Below are 17,256 nucleotides of genomic sequence, written 5' to 3'. Positions count from 1 at the left end.
AGATACCACGATTATGAAAAAAAGACTATTGATCACGTTGTTTGCGGCATTAAGCCTTTTTACCGCAAAAGCCCAGACACTTACCATCACCGGGAAAGTTATGGATGACAATACGCCGCTACCCGGCGTCTCTATCGTTGTCAACGAAACAAAACAACGTTTACGTACCGACGCAAATGGGGATTTTTCTGTGAAAGTCACAGGAAATGGTCCCGTGAGCATCACCTTCTCCTACATCGGTTACAGCACCCGAACATTGACGGCTGACGGTAAAAAGCCGCTCCAGGTGCAACTTAGCAGGGAACAGAGCAACCTTGACCAGGTAGTGGTTGTTGGTTATGCCACTGTACCCAAGAGAGACCTGACCGGTTCCGTTTCATCTGTCAACAGCCGGCAGATCAAAGACGTCCCTTTATCATCAGCAGCCGCAGTGTTACAAGGGCGGCTGGCAGGCGTACAGGTAGTATCCTCAGAAGGTGCGCCCGGCGCAGAGCTTCAGATCAGGGTACGCGGCGGAGGCTCTATCACACAGGACAACTCCCCGCTGTATATCGTTGACGGTGTACAGGTAGAAAACGCACTATCTGTCATTGCTCCGCAGGACATCGCTTCTGTAGACGTACTGAAAGATGCTTCCACAACCGCCATATATGGCGCCAGGGGCGCTAACGGCGTAGTGGTCATCACCACCAAAAGCGGCAAAAGCGGTAAAACACAGGTGTCCTACAGCGGCTCCATGGGATGGGGAGAATTACCCTCCATACAGGATGTCATGAGCCCATATGATTTTGTTATGTGGCAGTACGAAAGAAGCCGTAGCAGCGCTGCAGACAGCACCGACTTTGCCAGGACATACGGTACCACCTGGGATACATTACAGAACTATAAGAACATTAAACCTATCATCTGGCAGAATGAAGTTTTTGGCCGCAAAGCCCAGTTCCAGAACCATAACGTGTCTGTAAACGGCGGCTCTAACGGTACCACCTTCAACCTCAGCCTTACGGCCAACAAGGAAGATGGCATACAGCTGGCGTCAGGACTTGACAGGAAGATCGTAAACTTTAAACTGGACCATAAACTATCTGATAAAGTAAGAGGTGGTATCAACATCCGTTACCTGGACCAGGACGTATTGGGAATGGGCACCAGCAACACGGGCACCCGCGCCACCAACCGCTTGCGGCATACCATCAATTACCGCCCGTTTGAACTTGCTACCACCACCGGAGGCATCGATGACTTTGACGAAGCATATTACCTGGCATCCAGCGGCGCCACTAACCCCGTACTGCTCACACAGGCAGAATACAGGGACCAGAAGACCAGGGGCACATACCTTACCGGCTATGTAAACATCGCCCTGGCAAAAAATCTTACCTTCCGCTCTACTGTCGGTTACGATTATACAACCATCAGGCAATCTCTCTTCTATGGAAAGATCACCAATACCGCCCGTCAGTATGCCTCACTGCCTATAGCCTCCATCGCCGATCAACGTAACAGTACCATCAACAACTCTAACGTACTTCAATATACGCTGAGCAGGTATAAAGGGCATCACGACATCAGCGTACTGGCAGGTGAAGAAACAGTAGAATACCTGTCCAGCACCAACTACGTAGAAACAAGATATTTCCCGGCAGATATAAGCGCTTCCAAAGCACTGGCCAATATGGGACTGGGCGCCGCTCCAACCGGCTCTGCCCAGCCCCTGCCCTCTTCTACCGAGAGTGCCCCCAGCCGCATATTCTCTTTATTTGGCCGCGCTAACTACGCTTATGACGACAAATACCTCTTTACATTCAACCTGCGCGCCGACCGTACCTCCAAGTTCGCTTCAGAGAACGGTACGCTGATCTTCCCGTCAGGGTCAGTAGCATGGCGCTTCTCTGCAGAAAAAGGTATGCAGAACATTAAATGGCTGTCAGATGGTAAACTGCGCTTCGGATATGGCTCTGTAGGCAATAACCGCATCGGGAACCTGCTATACCTCCAGTTGTACGGTGTAACAGGACAATATGCCTTCAACCATTCCATCCTCCCCGGCTTTGCTCCCACTGCACTGGCTAACCCCTCCCTGCGCTGGGAAAAGAATATTACACGCAACCTGGGCCTGGACCTCTCCTTCCTTAATAACAGGCTGCAACTGACCATCGACGCTTACAAGAACTCCGCTAACGATCTCCTGTTAGCAGTACAGATACCTCCTACCACCGGTTATACTACACAGATAAAAAACCTGGGCGCCACCTCCAACCGCGGCCTGGAGATCCAGTTGAATGCTACTCCCATACAGAAAAAGAACTTCACCTGGAGCTCCAACTTCAATATTGCATTCAACAGGAACAAAGTAGAGAACCTGGGCGGCCCAACACAGATGACCCGCAACTCCGGCTGGCAGGGCTCTGACGGCGTAGATGATTATTTAGTGAAAGTAGGACAGCCTGTAGGATTGATGTACGGCTTTGTAACAGATGGCTTCTATAAACCTGACGATTTTACATATGACGCCGCCACCGCTACCTATACCATCAAGGAAGGTATTGCAGCAAATGGCGTATATGGCGTACCTCAGCCAGGTATGCTGAAATGGAAAGACCTGAACGGAGACGGCACCATCACGGCAGATGGCGACCGTACCGTGATCGGTAACGCCAACCCCTCATTCACCGGCGGCTGGAACAACCAGTTCTCCTACAAGAACTTCGACCTCAGCATCTTCATCAACTTTGTATGGGGTAATGATGTATACAACGCCAATAAACTGGAATGGACTGATGGCGCCTTCGCCAATCTCAACATGCTGAATGTGATGAAAAACCGGTGGACCAACGTCAACTCCCAGGGACAGATAGTAACCGACCCCAATGAACTCACCACAATGAACAGCAAAGCCACTATATGGTCTCCCGTAAGAGTACAGCGCTGGTGGCTTCACTCCTGGGCTATAGAAGACGGTTCCTATATCCGGTTCAATAACCTTACACTGGGTTACACATTGCCTGCAAGCCTTACATCCCGCGCTAAGATCGCCTCCTTCAGGGTATTCGGGACAGTCAATAACCTGGGCGTCATCACCAGGTACTCAGGCTATGATCCTGATGTCACTGCCCGCCGCACCGATCCGTTAACGCCGGGAGTTGACTTTGCAGCCTATCCGCGTGCAAGGACCTATGTATTTGGCGTAAACGTTACACTCTAACCCATAATCGAACTTTCCAATGAAACATACATCCTTCAATATCTTTATAGCAGCATTGGGTATAACCACCGCCTTAACAGTCCTGCAAGGCTGTAAGAAGTGGACAGAGGTAAAGCCTGGCTCCGAATATAATATCAGCGAAGTATTCTCAGATGTATCCAATACCACCTCAGCCCTGATAGGCGTATACGATGAACTGCAGGGCGATGCCGGATACGGGATACGTATCAGCATGTATTACCCCTACGATTCTGACGAAGGCATTGTTAGCGGCAATATCGACAATGGCCGCCGGGGCATTGGCCGCTACCAGCTGCTGCTAACCAATGCAGAAGTATCCAATCCCTTCCGCCAGCTGTACAGGGGCATCGAAAAAGCTAACCTCTGCATAGAACAGATACCGTTAATGACCATGTACAACAGCGGTACAGACGATCAAAAGAAAGAGCTGCGCCGCCTGTATGCAGAAGCACTCACACTAAGGGCCCAGTTTTATCTTGAACTGATCCGCAACTGGGGAGATGTACCTGCCCCCATGATACCATCTTATAAACAAACCAATCTTTTCATAGGCCAGACAGACAGGGATTCCACTTACGACAAACTGCTGGCAGACCTGGCCACAGCCAAAGAACTACTGCCATGGCGCACAGAAGTAACAAGGAATGAACGCGTTACAAAAGGCGCCTGCATGGCCTTACGTGCAAGAATGGCCTTATATCGCGGAGGCTACTCCCTCCGCAGCAACGGGCAACTGGAAAGAAGAGGTGACTACCAGAAGTACTACACCATAGCAAGAGATGAATGCCAGGAACTGATGGCTAAACGTACTGAACATACATTAAACCCGGACTTTGATAAAATATGGAGAAATGTCACTTCCTTCACCTACGATCCGCAAGGCGAGATCCTGTTTGAAGTAGGTGCAGGCGGTGGTAACGGCAACAGCGACAGCCGCATGGGCAACTATGACGGCCCTAACCTAAACGCTGCCTCCCGCTACGGAGCAGGCGGTGGTGGTATTGTTATATTGCCAAACTATTTCTACGCTTTTGACTCTATAGACCTTCGCCGGGATATTACCGTTACCTCCTACCAGGTAACCTCTGCTACCAATATTAAAACACAACGCCGCCTGGGAGAGCTGAATACCGGTAAATACCGCCGCGACTGGCGCGTACCTCTGCTGCCGGGATCTGTATTGAATGTTGGTTACAACTGGGCACTGATCCGTTTCTCTGACGTACTGCTGATGTTTGCAGAGGCCGAAAATGAGCTGAACGGCGGAGCAACGGCGGCTGCTATTGCCGCCTTCGAAGAGGTGAGAAAAAGGGCTTATAAAGGCAATGAAGGCAAAATGGGTACTACGCCTACCTCCAAAGAAGAATTCTTCAATGCAATTGTCAACGAACGCTACCTGGAATTCGGACATGAAGGCATAAGAAAGTATGACCTGATACGCTGGAACCTGCTGGCAACAAAACTGGCCGAAACAAGGACCAAAATACAACAGATACGGGACCGTACAGGTGCATACAGCTTTGTACCCCAGTATATCTATTACAAAAACAACGGGGAAGAGATACAATATTACGCCCCCAACAGCACAGCTGCAACTCCCGTACCCTGGTACCAGCCCACAACGGCACCCAGCCCTACAACAGGCTGGACAAGGGTTGACTGGGCCCAGCACCTTACATCATCAAACGCTATTGATGGCTTGCCCCTGTGGCAGGGACTGGCCAGGTTCTTTACCACAGGGAAAAGCGAACTGTTCCCATATGACCAGACTACATTAGACGCCTACCAGGGACGGCTTGACCAGAACCCGGGATATTAATCAAAAAAGCCCTGCAAATGCGATTTGCAGGGCTTTTTTAATATCAGGACATCCAGGCGTCCAGTTGCTCTCTTTTGTCAATGCCACTTTCTTTCCCTGTGTATCATACAGCATATAACGCATCCGGATCGTATTTCTTAACGGTATTTACCCACCTCAATACCACTTTCCTCCGTAACAGCCAGTAAACGCTCCTGCAAACGAAGCAGCTCCTCTTCCCTTTTTTCCGGGCTCAGCCTTGCCGGCCCATACACCACATGAGGTTCCAGCACGGTAAATCCTGTAAACTCCAGCATACCCCGCTGTATAGGACGTAAAATACCATCAAGGTCTCCATGAAAACCACCTTCAACATATGTCTCTGCCGCACCACCGGTAGTAAGCGAAAGCAGGGCTTTCTTCCCCCTGAAAACTCCGTTCTCATATAACTTTCCCTGACCATAAATACGCCCCATGGCAAATACCCTGTCTACCCAGCCCTTCAGTATGCCCGGTACACTAAACCACCAGAGCGGGAACTGCCAGATCATCAGGTCACACCATTCCAGTTTTTCCTGCTCAGCAGCAATAAACGATGCAAAAGCCCCTGTAGCAGTAGCATGCAATTCTTCCAGCTGTTGTTTGAAAAAATGAGGGTTTTCAAGACTTGTAAAATTATCTTTACCTGAAACCGGGTCAAATTTCATAGCGTACAGATCAGAGATACGCAGCTCATGTCCTGCCTCCAATAAGGTTTCCCGGGTTTTTCTGAACATGGCTCCGTTAAAACTTTCCGGCTCCGGATGTGCATAGATCAACAATACTTTCATTTTCTAAAAATTGACTTTCTGTGAAACTAAGTACGCTAAATTAGGCTCACCTTTGCTAATTTTGTGATGTGCAACTCATTGTAGGCAACGAACAAAAAAGTATGTATGTCAAGGAGAAAAGAAAATTCAACAAACAGTATTAACCGGCAGGTGCTCCAGGATTTCTGCGGAGTAGTATATACGCTGGACATGATTGGCGGCCGCTGGAAAATGTTGATCCTCTATAAATTAGGTCTCCGCAAGAAACGCTTCAGTGAATTAAAAAAGGAACTGCCCAATATCAGCGAACGCATGCTCACCCTGCAACTGAAAGAACTGGAAAAAGACAATCTCATCATCCGTACTGTTTACCCCGAAACACCCGTTCGCGTAGAATACGAACTGACAGAATCTGCCAAAGTACTAAGCCCCATCTGGCATGCAATGGAAAAATGGGCGGATGCCCATCGTTAAGCCTTTGGCGACCGTAACTCATTGAAAGCGACAGGTTCCTGACATAATATACTCTATAAAGCCCCTTAATTACCCCAACGCTCCATTGTAACTTTTGTCCTCTTCACCCATCAAAATGGCCTGCTCATTAAAATTACAGATCAACTCCATTCCCCACTCCCTATTTTTGACATAGCTATTCAGAAGAAAACCATTTTTCCTCACTCCTGTGCATTGAAGCATTTCACCCTTTTTTTAATCAACACTCGTTTTATGAAGAAAAAGTTTCTTTTAATCAGCGCATTATCTTTAATAGCTTTTATGGCTATCTTAACAATCTCCTGTTCCAAAAATGATTCAGAAAGCAGCACTGAAAATGAAAAGGTCAGCAACACGCAAGGCGTGTCTCTCTACCTGACTGACGGCCCGGCCGACTATGAACATGTATACATCGATATTCAATCCGTAGAGGTCATGACAGACACCTGTTCCGGCAGCGAATTCGATTATTGGGACAAAGACTACAGGGATAGCTGTATTTCATGGAATGAACTGAAAATAACACCAGGCACCTATGACCTCCTCACTCTAAACAACGGTGTAGACGCAGCACTGGCACAGGGAACTGTTCCCAAGGGAAAAATAAAGCTCATTAAGTTTCAACTGGGCTCGAATAATACCCTGGTAAAAAGCGGCGCCACTTATGCCTTGAAACTCCTCACAGACAGCTCTGCAGTATATCTCAACCTCAGAGGCAATGAATGGGACCAGTCTGATTCAGACAGTTCCAAACTCTGGATCGACTTTGACGTTGCAAGATCTGTTTTCGAACTGCCCAATAATAAATATTACCTGAGCCCTGTACTCACTGCATTCGTGGAGAAAAACACAGGCAATATTGAAGGTGAGGTCTTACCCGATGACGCTTATCCATACATAAGCGTTTATAACAATAGCGGGGATACTACATATAATATCCCCAGACCGGATGGCTATTTCAAAGTAAGAGCTTTAGAAACCGGCACCTATAGCCTGAAGATCGATGCGAACAATGGCTATAAAGACACGGTGATCTCAAACATCTCCGTAACATCCGGCAAGACCATAAAATTATCATCTATTACACTTCATAAATAAAAACACATTGCCCATATCTGGCTTTACGTCAGATATGGGCAATAATAACGTGTATCCACCTTCCTGTTTATTTTTAATGGCCCGTTCTGTCATTTAAGACACGGATCACTTTACAGGGATTACCCGCTGCAAAAACATCATCTGGAATATCTTTCGTTACAACACTGCCTGCCCCGATTATACTCCTGCTTCCAATAGTTACACCCGGACAAATTACAACACTACCACCTACCCAAACATCCTCACCAATTACAATTGGTTTGGCATATTCAAGTCCGGATGCTCTCTCATCGGCATCCACAGGATGCGTTGCCGTATATATCTGTACATTAGGCCCAAAAAGAGTTCTGCTGCCTATAGTGACCTTCATTACATCTAACACCACACAATTAAAGTTGAAGAATACCTTATCTCCCACCTCAATATTGTACCCATAATCACAGTAAAACGGTGGCTGTATCCATAAGTCCTTACCTGCATTGGGAATCAGTTCCTGTAATGCGTCAGTCATCGTTTCATTATCATCAGGGCTTGCATCATTAAGCTTCTTTAGCAATAGTCTTGCATTTGTTCTCTCCTTTGAAAGCTGCTCATCCAATGCATTATACAGCTCTCCGGCAAGCATTTTTTCCTTTTCTGTTTTCATCGTTTATGTATACTATCGTTAAAGGCTCCCATTCCCCACATTTGGACCAGGCCAGCAGGTCTGCTCCAAATGTACAATAGCTTAACGAATATCACGGTTTTCTCCTCAGCATCTCAACCTCCTTCTTCAATACCTTTATCTCTTCCTGCAACTGATTATAATTCTTATTCTGTTCTATCAGATGTAATGTCAACTCTTCTACTTTCTGTAAAAGGGTCCTGTTCATCTCTCCTACATCAATCCCTTTTTCCTTTACCTCCATTTCAGAAGGAACATCCGGCAAATGTTTATTCACCTTAATATAACTCTCAATCTCTTCCAAAGATGGCAATTGATATGCAGGATCAAATACAAAATCTGACCAGCCGTCCGGAGTTACCTGTAGCCTTGATGTCTTGATCGGTTTCTGAAAGAATGCAGACTGGTTCATAGAAAGCCCATTGGAATTCACATAGGCATCTAAAGAAGTTTTATAACTGTGGTCCGGCCCTCCGGGCTCCTGGTAGTATACTCCGGAGGTTGGTGTATCAAAAACCAGTGGGTTAACTGCATAATTCGATGTATAATAATAAGTAGTCCCTCCTCCTCTTAACCAGATAATAATCCGGAGTGTCGAATTTCGGCTGGTGCCATCCTTCCAGCCTGCTATAAAATCAGATACCGGAGCACTTGAATATCCCTGGTTAATATTGGCTGAAATAAAATCCGAACCAGAGCCCCAGGCATAAGTATGATAACTGAATTTCGCCATCAGCGCGCCTCTCCATTGACTGTTCTCATGCACATTATTTCTACCCAGTTCCAGCTCTGTAATAGCATTAGAGGGCCACCCACCATCATAAAAAGTAACAGGATAGTATTTGTCAAAATCACCATTAACTGTAAAAGACCCGGTAGTTTGCGCAAAACCGCTGCCGGTAAAAAGCAATAAAAAAACAATAAAATGTCCCCTGAATAATTTCATAGATAAAAAATTAATAGTAGTTATAAATGACATGACCTATAGAAAATCGAACAATGCAGGTATTAAGGAGGTTATCAATAATGTAACTCTTCATTAGACTGCCGTCTGAACATGACTAATTGGTATATCGAACGATTCTGACTTAAATGTTTACTGTCCCGGTTGCATATAAAGGATATATAATTAAAGAAGATTACATATTGATATAGCCAAAACAAGGTGGGTATGGAACAAACACAATGGTAGGGCTATAAAGTCATCTCTGCATTATACAAACAAAATTAAGTATCGGGCCCGGCTATACTAATAGCACATTTGTGTGATAATTCAATGATTATCACCAGGGCATAAAACAATCGTTAATGTTCTTATTATATCCGAAAAAGAAAGAAAAGTCTCTATGTAGAATTCTAAGCTTATATCAATAAAAAAGACCAGGAGAGCATTACGCTCCCCTGATCCGGTTGAGGCCGTCATGAATTTACCCCACCACCACAACGCCTCAAACCTTTGGATACGGCATTGTCCTGTCCTATGTTAACCTGGAGTCCTGTCTATTGATTACATATATTTTGCCTTGATCTCTGCTTTATTCTGCTGGCTGGTCGCTACCTGTATCTTAAAATCATCAAATGTCGGCCGTTTCATTTTTTCGAGGAAAAAATTTGAAAAGCCAAAGCCTTCTTTTGGCATCCCGACCATGTTCTTATCCATATCTCCATTACTGTTTTCATCGTCCAGCAGCGTTATGCCATAAGTACCAGGTTCCAGGGGTATTTCAACTATAGTAGAACCATCTGATAATAATTTCTTAGCTACCATTATCTTCTTGAAAGGCTTGTCCTTACTGAAAGTTTCCTGGTCTTTGTAAACATTCAGAAGTATCTGGCCTTTATCAGACTTAATACCTGTTATCGTAACCTGTACATTCTGGGTCTGTGCTTTTGCAACGTTGAAAACACAAAGCAGGCCAAAGAATAAGCTGGCACATAAAAGCGCTGTCTTTCTCATACTGTTGTTTTTTTTGATGCCCAAAAGTAGGGGCACAACACCTCGTCAACCAGTACAAAGCCGGTCAAACGGACAAAACAGGGAATGAAACGACCTTTTGCTAACTTTACTGTTATGGATAAGAAAAGAAACAACGCTTTTGAAACATATAACATCATTGCCGGCTGGTACTCGGAAAACCGTTCCCGGGAACTGATAGAAAAACCATACCTGGACAAACTGCTTAATATCATCGGTAAAGGAGCCAGTATACTGGATCTTGGCTGTGGGACGGGCGTTCCCATAATGGCACATCTTCTGGAACAGGGCATGCAGGTTACGGGAGTAGATGCCAGCTACCGCATACTGGAAATAGCAAGAACAAACCTTCCCTCCGCAGATCTTATCCATGCAGATATGCGTAAACTTTCCCTCAACAAAAAATTCGATGCCATTGTTGCCTGGCACAGCTTCTTCCACCTTCCGGCAGAAGACCAGCCTGCCATGTTTGATATCTTCAGCAATCATCTTAACAACAATGGCATCCTGCTATTCACCTCAGGCAATAAACAAGGAGAAGCATGGTCAGTCAACGGCGGAGAAAATCTCTTTCATGCCTCCCTGGATAAAGATCAGTATCAGTCACTTCTTGAGGCTCATCACTTCCAGGTCTTAAACTACACTGAAGATAGCTTCGCCACTGTCTGGATGGCACAAAAGACCTTATAATAAAAAACGCTTCCACCTATGGCGAAAGCGTTTTACACTATGTACAGCAAAAAATTAAGACTTACTAAAAACCATCCTGAACTTCACAGCCGGATCATCCTTCTCCTTCAGATCAAAAATATGCAATAAATAATATTTCCCCTGCACCCAATCCTGCACGGCATTATCATAGAACGGACTACCGGGATTACCGCTTTGCCCGCCGGGATAAATGCCATATGCTTCAGTCTTAGGCCCCAGTTCTACTATCATCTTCCACGATGGACCATGTGTAAGCTTGGTGGCATTCACTATATGACGCCCACCACCCGTACGCAGGTTCATAGCGCCAAAAGGCACAATACTGCGGGTAAGATGGCGGATATTAGTCCCCCGGTAACGCCCCCATTCCAGCCTCTTCTGACGGTCTAACGCAACAGCGCTATCCGCCGCAAAAGTAAATGCCTCCTGCACCAGTTGTGAAAGCGTTTCCTTTTCCGGAGTATGTATATTATCAATGAAGTGCATGGAAGAATCCCTGATCAGCCAAAGCAGAGTGGTCTTCTCCCATGGCATCTGTACAGGCGTTTTATCACGTTGTATATCATCATCCCATACCAGTTCCTGCAGGTGGTCCCACATAATGTAAAAGATGGTTGCACCTTTGCTTTCAGGATTGTTCTGAAAATCCCATTTATCCAATATCTGCCAGTAAGGTTGCAAAGCTGCCGGCATGGAAGCAGGATGTATATGCGCTTTAATAAGCGGCAGTGCTGTACGGCCAAACAGGTTGGTATTATCGTTCTGCAGCTGCATCATATCCTGGATAGTGATCTGGTTTTTGGATGATAGCACCTCGTTGATACGCTTGCCCCGGAAAAGGTCATAATCCCCTATCATATGATACGGATAAGTACTGTCTGTCGGATGTTGATTGGCAGAGCTCACAAATCCACGCTCCGGATTATAGATATGCGGATTCTCTTCCTGCGGAATATATCCCTTCCATGCAAAAGAGCTGTCACTTCCCGGCATGATCCATTTACCCTGGTCTTTAAAACGTAAAGGATATTGCCCGTTATGCCATAAAGCAATATCCCCTGCTTTGTCTATGAAAGCAAAGTTCTGTGCCGGACAGGTATAATATTTTAAAGCAGCGAGATAATCTGCATAGTTATGCGCTTTGTTAAGCAGCAGGAATGTCTTGATCTCATTAGAGGGGTCAAGCGCTTTCCATCTCATGGCAAGATAATGCTGATCACTTACTGTATCGGGGAAAGTGTTATCGTACATAACGGGCCCCCACACAGTATACGGCACAGTATCATACACCGGTGCACTACCTTTAACTCCTATCTTCTCTATGCGCTGTTCAGCATCCCTGTATGCGCCATTAAAAAGATATTGCTTCCTGCCATTGCGGAACTGCATCAGGTAAAAATCTTTTACATCTTCTTCTCCATTGGTAACGCCCCAGGCTATATGATCATTGAAACCGATGATCACACCCGGCGATCCCGGTAGGGAAGCTCCATAAACATTCATCCCGGGAGTATGGATCTGTATCTCATACCACAATGAAGGAAGACTCAGTCCCAGGTGAGGATCATTACAGAGGATAGGCGCCCCGGAGCGTGTCTTTGATCCGGCAACAGCCCAGTTGTTGCTGCCGTTATCCGGGTCAGGACGCTCTTCCTTGAACTGCAGCATGATGCCTGCCGCCTTCAGTACACTATCTGCCGGTGGCACAGCCTTTACAGAAGCCGGCGGGTACTTTGTCCCTTTGGGAATGATAGGGTCCAGGCTATCCCCGAAATCAGGATACATTTTATTAAAGTCTTCCATGCTGAACAGCTGCCTGGCATTCGTATATACCAGGTCGTTAGACGCCCCTGCCAGGTCAGCAGCCATATATTTCAGCAGAAGGGCTGATTTTAACGGCCCCCACGGCTCCGGCTTATAATTCAGGAGTTTATATTCTATAGGAAGATCAGCCCTCGTCAGGCTGTTGATATACGCATTGATACCATCAGAATAAGCATTAAGCGCCAACCGTGAAACGGGATCGCTTTCCATCACTTTAAGCGCCTGCTCAGCCCCATACAGCATCCCTACCCTGCGCTGTTGCCGGTCATACTGTACCAGTTTAGGCCCCAGTATCTCTGACAGCCTTCCGGCAGCGGCAAATGTCTGCAGCTCCATCTGCCAGAGACGGTCCCTGGCATGCAGATACCCCTGTACGTAATAAGCATCTTCTTCATTCTCCGCAAAGATATGCGGCACCATCCTGTCATCCAGCCAGACCTCTGTCTTACCCTTTAAACCAGGCAGGGAGATCTCCTCATCATAATCCTTGCTGATGGAAGTGGCATTCTGCCAGAAACCTTCCTGCGGACTTAACAATCTTCCTAAAGGTGGTAAAGAGCCCCACGAACGGTCAAGGGCTGCTGTAAAGGCAATGGTGATAGCCGCTGTTACGGCAAAGGGTACAAATCTCATCCGGATTAAGGTTATTCCGTTAAATATAAGGAAATATACTGACGCTACCGCACCAACGCGTCTGTCAGCCTATCCACCTCTTCTATCGTATTGAAACTGTGCAGAACAATCCGCAAACGCTCCTTCCCCCTGGGCACAGTAGGATGTAAAATAGGACGGACGTCCAGCCCTGACGACTGTAACATGGCCGCCAATGTACGGGTCTTTTCATTTCCCGGCGATAATACCACCTGTATAGGCGTTTCACTGGGCAGCGTATCCAGCGAAGACACTCCCTTCCTGAAACGTGCTATCAACCCGGACAAATGCTCTCTCGCACTGTCCATATATGGAAACAGTTCATAACTGGCAATAATAGCCGCAATAGCCGTAGCCGGCAACGCTGTGGTATAAATGAACGACCGGGAAAAATTCACCAGGTAATCCCTCAGGTGCGTACTTCCCAATACCACAGCGCCATGACAGCCAACTGCCTTCCCAAAAGTATGCACACGGGCAAAACATTGCTCCTGTATTTGCAGCTGTTGCACCAGTCCCTCTCCTTTCACACCCACTACACCGGTGGCATGCGCCTCATCTACGACCAGGTGTGCACCGTTCTTTTCACACAGATCGGCAATAGCTGCCAGCGGAGCCATATCCCCATCCATGGAATAAACAGATTCCACCGCTACAAAAACATTGCCCGTAGCATGCAGCAGTTTCTTTCCCAGGTCCTCCACATCATTGTGCAGAAAAGAAAATGCCTGTGCCCTGGACAACCTGATGCCATCCCTGATGGAAGCATGTATCAGCTGATCATAGATAACAGTATCCCCCTTCTGCGGTACTGCAGAAAACAACCCCAGGTTAGCGTCGTAACCGGAATTATAGATCAGTGCAGCGGGCGATCGATGAAAGGCTGCCAGCATATTCTCCGCTTCTTCTATCCAGGCATAATTACCTGCCAGCAGGCGTGAACCCGTACTGCCATGCATATACGGCCTTTCCTGTAACAGCGCATGTGTAGCTTCCTGCATAGCTGTACTTCTGGCCAGCCCCAGGTAATCATTGGAACAGAAATCCACCGTTCCTGCTCCCGGCAGCCTCAACTGCCTGAAAGCATGCTGCTCATGACGTTGCTGCAATTGCTGTAAAAGAAAATCTTCTTTCATCTCCCAAAGCTAAGTAACTTTGTCATATGAGTAAAGTCTCCATATTAGGCCTCCATCTTCCTACAGACCCTCGCTGGGTAAATCTTGCTGCCATATCACTCGAAGAGGTACTGACAGATCATGCTTTCTGCGAACAGAAAGCAGCTACATCCTGCATTTCCCTTATTCAGCGATACCCCGAAAAAGACAGACTTGTACAGGAACTGGCGCCTATTGTTACAGAGGAATGGGGACATTTCAGACAGGTGCTCGCTGAAATGCGTAAACGGGGTTATTCACTGGGCAGACAGCGGAAAGACATGTATGTCAATGCCCTGATGGAATTCCAGCAGAAAGGCGGAGACCCTGCCAGCGTACTGCTGGACAGGCTTCTCATCTTTGCCCTCATAGAAGCCCGCAGCTGCGAACGTTTCCGGCTGCTCAGCGAAGGACTGGAAGACGAATACCTGAGAGAGTTCTATCGTAAGTTCATGATCTCCGAAGCTGGCCACTACCGCCTCTTTATAGACCTGGCCAATGAATACATACCTGATGAAGACAGGGTACGTACCCGCTGGCAGGAATGGCTGGATGCAGAGGCAAAGATCATCGCCAGTCTGGAAGTACGGGGAGACAGAATGCACTAGAAGTTAAAGCCTATATTTACATACATCCTTAACCGGCCGTCCTGGTCGCAATACATCAGCGATCCGTCTATCGGCCCTATAAAAGAGGAATATCCCAGCGTCATGCCATAGCCGGTCATGTATTTGTATTTTTCAGATACGCTGCCAATAAAGTCATACAATGTTGCACCCGCACGTGGAGTAACAAACGTATTCCGGAATATTTCATGCTGATATCCCAGCTGTACCATAGCTGCACTGGATGTAGTGATCTCTGCTTCGCGCAGCCCTATCATCGGCAGCTGGTTCCTTATCACATTATTCAGCCCTCCTATCAGGAAAGCATTGACAGGCCCCTGGTGATGGTTAAAGTTAGCTCCGCCGCTGGCATATAGCTGAATGGCATTATTACGCCCCACAGGTAAGTTATATTTCGCCTGCAATGTGGCACGCTGATATTCATTGAATGATATCCCATACTGGTCCAGCGGCAGCTCCGCACCATTTTCGTACAACCGGTAAGCCGTGTGCTGGTTATATACCCACCCGGTCTCAAACTGCAGGTCCATACCCCGTCGCGGATATACTTTACGGTCCAGGGAATTGATACCCAGGTAAAAATAGCTGTTCAGCTGGTTGCCATTCCCCTTGAACACTACCTGCGATTCAAACCTGGGATCGAAATTCATTAGTTCCCACCGCGTGCCTATTCCCACTGCCATCATACTGTTCAGTGTGTATTGCAGACGCAGGTCCACGTTAAAATATTTGGTATAATATTCCAGTTGCTGCTTGAAATTCTCGTAATACGGTACCGTATTGTCCTCGAAATAGGAAGATATGCCGAAGCCAAAGTTGCGCTTAGGTCCGAAATACTTGAAGAACTCCCCGGCAATTCTCGGGTTTTCTCCGATGGCAACACTTACGAACGAGCGGGAGTTAGGTACTATAAAGTTTCGCTGGGTAATGTTCACGATGGCGCTGGCATTGGTAAAGCTATTGTACTGTAAAGCCCCTTTCACGTAGGTCAGCGGTGTTTCCTCCACTGTTATCTCCATACGGCTCTTATTATACTCCACCGGCACAAGATTATAGGTAATTATCTTATAGAACCTTGTACCAAATACGTTCAGTACTGCTTCCTTAATCGCACCGGGAGAATAACATCCGCCGGGCTGCAATCCAAGTCTTCCAAGGAAAAATTTCTCATCAGAATGTTTCAGGCCGGTCACGTTAATTTCGGTCAGCTCAACATCGGGCGTAAAAGGTAGCCTGTCCTTAACAGGAGCAGGCCCCGGGTATAAGGCCATCAATGAATCTGCCAGGTGCCTGAATACAGGGTACATTTCTTTCCCTTTACGCTTCCCCATGTCTATCAGCGAATCCACACTGTTAAAACTGGCAGCGCTGTAGTTTTCCAGCTGATGATGTATGTAAATGTCTGTCAGTTTCCGGGCCTCTTTGAAATCCTCCGCATCTTTATAAAACCCCAGCTGATAGATAATATCCAGGGGTGTTGACAGCTGATCTGCTTTTTTCAGCCCGTTACTTACATTGGAGCCTATCACAAAGTCTGCACCCATTTCCCGGGCGGTGATAACGGGGAAATTACGTACCACACCACCATCTACCAGGCTTTTATCTCCGATCTTTACAGAGGTGAATATGGAAGGGATGGCCATACTGGCGCGTATAGCGGTCACAATATCACCTGTATCCAGGGTCACTATCTCCCCGGTAGAAACATCGGTTGCAATACATTTGAAAGGAATGCTGAATTTCGAGAAGTCCTTCTGCCCGTTCACGGGCCAGCAGAGACGGGCCAGCTCCAGCCAGAGCTGCTCTCCCGCAATTACACCGGATGCTAATTTAGGCTTTCCGTATTCAAACGGGATCTCTATAATATACTTATTATACTCGCGCTTTTCTTCATAAGATATATCTGTCAGTACCGGCTGGTTCGAGAAGAGATTGTCCCAGTCCATATGACGGGCTATGGTTTCTATCGTATCCCCCGAATACCCCATGGCATACAAGGCGCCAATGATACTCCCCATACTGGTACCGGTTACATAGTCTATTTTCAGCCCTGCACTGTCCAGGGCCTGCAGGATACCGATATGCGCCAGGCCTTTAGCCCCGCCTCCGCTTAATGTCAGCCCGATCTTAGGTCTTCCCTGTCCTGCCTGGGCAAAAGTAATAACAGGAAATAGAAGAATTATCAGCAAATAGAGCAATGCCGGTCGTTTACGCATATTAGTCTTTAT

At 46.9% G+C, this 17,256-nt stretch carries 14 protein-coding genes; 6 read left to right on the top strand and 8 right to left on the bottom strand.

All coding sequences use genetic code 11. The features are described 5' to 3' along the window. Positions 1-13: 13 nt before the first annotated feature. Complete coding sequence (locus tag GO493_RS08350; RefSeq protein ID WP_157305691.1) at positions 14-3,205, top strand: SusC/RagA family TonB-linked outer membrane protein; 3,192 nt, start codon at positions 14-16, stop codon at positions 3,203-3,205. Positions 3,206-3,224: 19 nt separating this feature from the next. Further along, on the top strand, positions 3,225-5,045 hold the full coding sequence (locus GO493_RS08345; RefSeq protein WP_157305690.1) for a RagB/SusD family nutrient uptake outer membrane protein: 1,821 nt from the start codon (positions 3,225-3,227) through the stop codon (positions 5,043-5,045). Here GO493_RS08345 and GO493_RS31220 read toward each other — a convergent pair whose 3' ends face one another. Both GO493_RS31220 and GO493_RS08340 read right to left on the bottom strand, forming a co-directional pair. After that, positions 5,046-5,168 (bottom strand): hypothetical protein, encoded by a 123-nt coding sequence (locus GO493_RS31220; protein ID WP_262885954.1) that lies wholly within the window; start codon positions 5,166-5,168, stop codon positions 5,046-5,048. 14 nt (positions 5,169-5,182) lie between these two features. Then, positions 5,183-5,854 carry an NAD(P)H-dependent oxidoreductase gene (locus GO493_RS08340; protein WP_157305689.1) on the bottom strand — a complete coding sequence of 224 codons (672 nt, stop codon included), beginning with the start codon at positions 5,852-5,854 and terminating at the stop codon, positions 5,183-5,185. 105 nt (positions 5,855-5,959) lie between these two features. On the opposite strand from GO493_RS08340, the gene GO493_RS08335 reads away from it, so the two are divergent. Both GO493_RS08335 and GO493_RS08330 read left to right on the top strand, forming a co-directional pair. Beyond that, positions 5,960-6,307 carry a winged helix-turn-helix transcriptional regulator gene (locus GO493_RS08335; RefSeq protein WP_157305688.1) on the top strand — a complete coding sequence of 116 codons (348 nt, stop codon included), beginning with the start codon at positions 5,960-5,962 and terminating at the stop codon, positions 6,305-6,307. Between the two features lie 300 nt (positions 6,308-6,607). After that, positions 6,608-7,423 (top strand): DUF4382 domain-containing protein, encoded by an 816-nt coding sequence (locus GO493_RS08330; RefSeq protein ID WP_157305687.1) that lies wholly within the window; start codon positions 6,608-6,610, stop codon positions 7,421-7,423. Between the two features lie 73 nt (positions 7,424-7,496). Here the strand turns inward: GO493_RS08330 and GO493_RS08325 are convergent, their stop codons facing one another. The 3 genes from GO493_RS08325 to GO493_RS08315 all read right to left on the bottom strand — a co-directional run bounded on the left by GO493_RS08325 (position 7,497) and on the right by GO493_RS08315 (position 10,044). Continuing rightward, complete coding sequence (locus GO493_RS08325; RefSeq protein ID WP_157305686.1) at positions 7,497-8,069, bottom strand: sugar O-acetyltransferase; 573 nt, start codon at positions 8,067-8,069, stop codon at positions 7,497-7,499. Between the two features lie 91 nt (positions 8,070-8,160). Then, on the bottom strand, positions 8,161-9,033 hold the full coding sequence (locus GO493_RS08320) for a hypothetical protein (protein WP_157305685.1): 873 nt from the start codon (positions 9,031-9,033) through the stop codon (positions 8,161-8,163). 561 nt (positions 9,034-9,594) lie between these two features. After that, complete coding sequence (locus GO493_RS08315; RefSeq protein WP_157305684.1) at positions 9,595-10,044, bottom strand: DUF2141 domain-containing protein; 450 nt, start codon at positions 10,042-10,044, stop codon at positions 9,595-9,597. Positions 10,045-10,158: 114 nt separating this feature from the next. Between GO493_RS08315 and GO493_RS08310 the strand changes: the two genes are divergently transcribed. Continuing rightward, positions 10,159-10,752 carry a class I SAM-dependent DNA methyltransferase gene (locus GO493_RS08310; protein ID WP_157305683.1) on the top strand — a complete coding sequence of 198 codons (594 nt, stop codon included), beginning with the start codon at positions 10,159-10,161 and terminating at the stop codon, positions 10,750-10,752. Positions 10,753-10,806: 54 nt separating this feature from the next. On the opposite strand, the gene GO493_RS08305 is transcribed toward GO493_RS08310, so the two are convergent. Together GO493_RS08305 and GO493_RS08300 are read right to left on the bottom strand one after the other, a co-directional pair. Continuing rightward, positions 10,807-13,230: a penicillin acylase family protein gene (locus GO493_RS08305; protein ID WP_157305682.1), complete on the bottom strand. Its 2,424-nt coding sequence runs from the start codon at positions 13,228-13,230 to the stop codon at positions 10,807-10,809. Positions 13,231-13,274: 44 nt separating this feature from the next. After that, positions 13,275-14,384 carry an aminotransferase class I/II-fold pyridoxal phosphate-dependent enzyme gene (locus tag GO493_RS08300; RefSeq protein ID WP_157305681.1) on the bottom strand — a complete coding sequence of 370 codons (1,110 nt, stop codon included), beginning with the start codon at positions 14,382-14,384 and terminating at the stop codon, positions 13,275-13,277. A 26-nt stretch (positions 14,385-14,410) separates the two neighbouring features. On the opposite strand from GO493_RS08300, the gene miaE reads away from it, so the two are divergent. Next, positions 14,411-15,010: a tRNA-(ms[2]io[6]A)-hydroxylase gene (miaE, locus tag GO493_RS08295; protein ID WP_157305680.1), complete on the top strand. Its 600-nt coding sequence runs from the start codon at positions 14,411-14,413 to the stop codon at positions 15,008-15,010. Here miaE and GO493_RS08290 read toward each other — a convergent pair. Then, entirely contained in the window at positions 15,007-17,244 is a 2,238-nt protein-coding gene (locus tag GO493_RS08290) for a patatin-like phospholipase family protein (protein WP_157305679.1), read from the bottom strand. The two genes, miaE and GO493_RS08290, sit on opposite strands and share 4 nt — an antisense overlap. Positions 17,245-17,256: the final 12 nt, after the last annotated feature.

Source organism: Chitinophaga tropicalis (genome assembly GCF_009758205.1).
GTDB classification, from domain to species: Bacteria; Bacteroidota; Bacteroidia; order Chitinophagales; family Chitinophagaceae; genus Chitinophaga; species Chitinophaga tropicalis.
Note: the sequence above shows the minus strand (reverse complement) of the source record. Positions and strands in the feature narration are given on the sequence as shown.

Coding starts and splice junctions, on each gene's coding strand:
- GO493_RS08290 (WP_157305679.1), bottom strand. CDS start 17,244: ATGCGTAAACGACCGGCATTGCTCTATTTGCTGATAATTCTTCTATTT.
- miaE (WP_157305680.1), top strand. CDS start 14,411: ATGAGTAAAGTCTCCATATTAGGCCTCCATCTTCCTACAGACCCTCGC.
- GO493_RS31220 (WP_262885954.1), bottom strand. CDS start 5,168: ATGCGTTATATGCTGTATGATACACAGGGAAAGAAAGTGGCATTGACA.
- GO493_RS08310 (WP_157305683.1), top strand. CDS start 10,159: ATGGATAAGAAAAGAAACAACGCTTTTGAAACATATAACATCATTGCC.
- GO493_RS08330 (WP_157305687.1), top strand. CDS start 6,608: ATGGCTATCTTAACAATCTCCTGTTCCAAAAATGATTCAGAAAGCAGC.
- GO493_RS08315 (WP_157305684.1), bottom strand. CDS start 10,044: ATGAGAAAGACAGCGCTTTTATGTGCCAGCTTATTCTTTGGCCTGCTT.
- GO493_RS08350 (WP_157305691.1), top strand. CDS start 14: ATGAAAAAAAGACTATTGATCACGTTGTTTGCGGCATTAAGCCTTTTT.
- GO493_RS08325 (WP_157305686.1), bottom strand. CDS start 8,069: ATGAAAACAGAAAAGGAAAAAATGCTTGCCGGAGAGCTGTATAATGCA.
- GO493_RS08320 (WP_157305685.1), bottom strand. CDS start 9,033: ATGAAATTATTCAGGGGACATTTTATTGTTTTTTTATTGCTTTTTACC.
- GO493_RS08300 (WP_157305681.1), bottom strand. CDS start 14,384: ATGAAAGAAGATTTTCTTTTACAGCAATTGCAGCAACGTCATGAGCAG.
- GO493_RS08340 (WP_157305689.1), bottom strand. CDS start 5,854: ATGAAAGTATTGTTGATCTATGCACATCCGGAGCCGGAAAGTTTTAAC.
- GO493_RS08345 (WP_157305690.1), top strand. CDS start 3,225: ATGAAACATACATCCTTCAATATCTTTATAGCAGCATTGGGTATAACC.
- GO493_RS08335 (WP_157305688.1), top strand. CDS start 5,960: ATGTCAAGGAGAAAAGAAAATTCAACAAACAGTATTAACCGGCAGGTG.
- GO493_RS08305 (WP_157305682.1), bottom strand. CDS start 13,230: ATGAGATTTGTACCCTTTGCCGTAACAGCGGCTATCACCATTGCCTTT.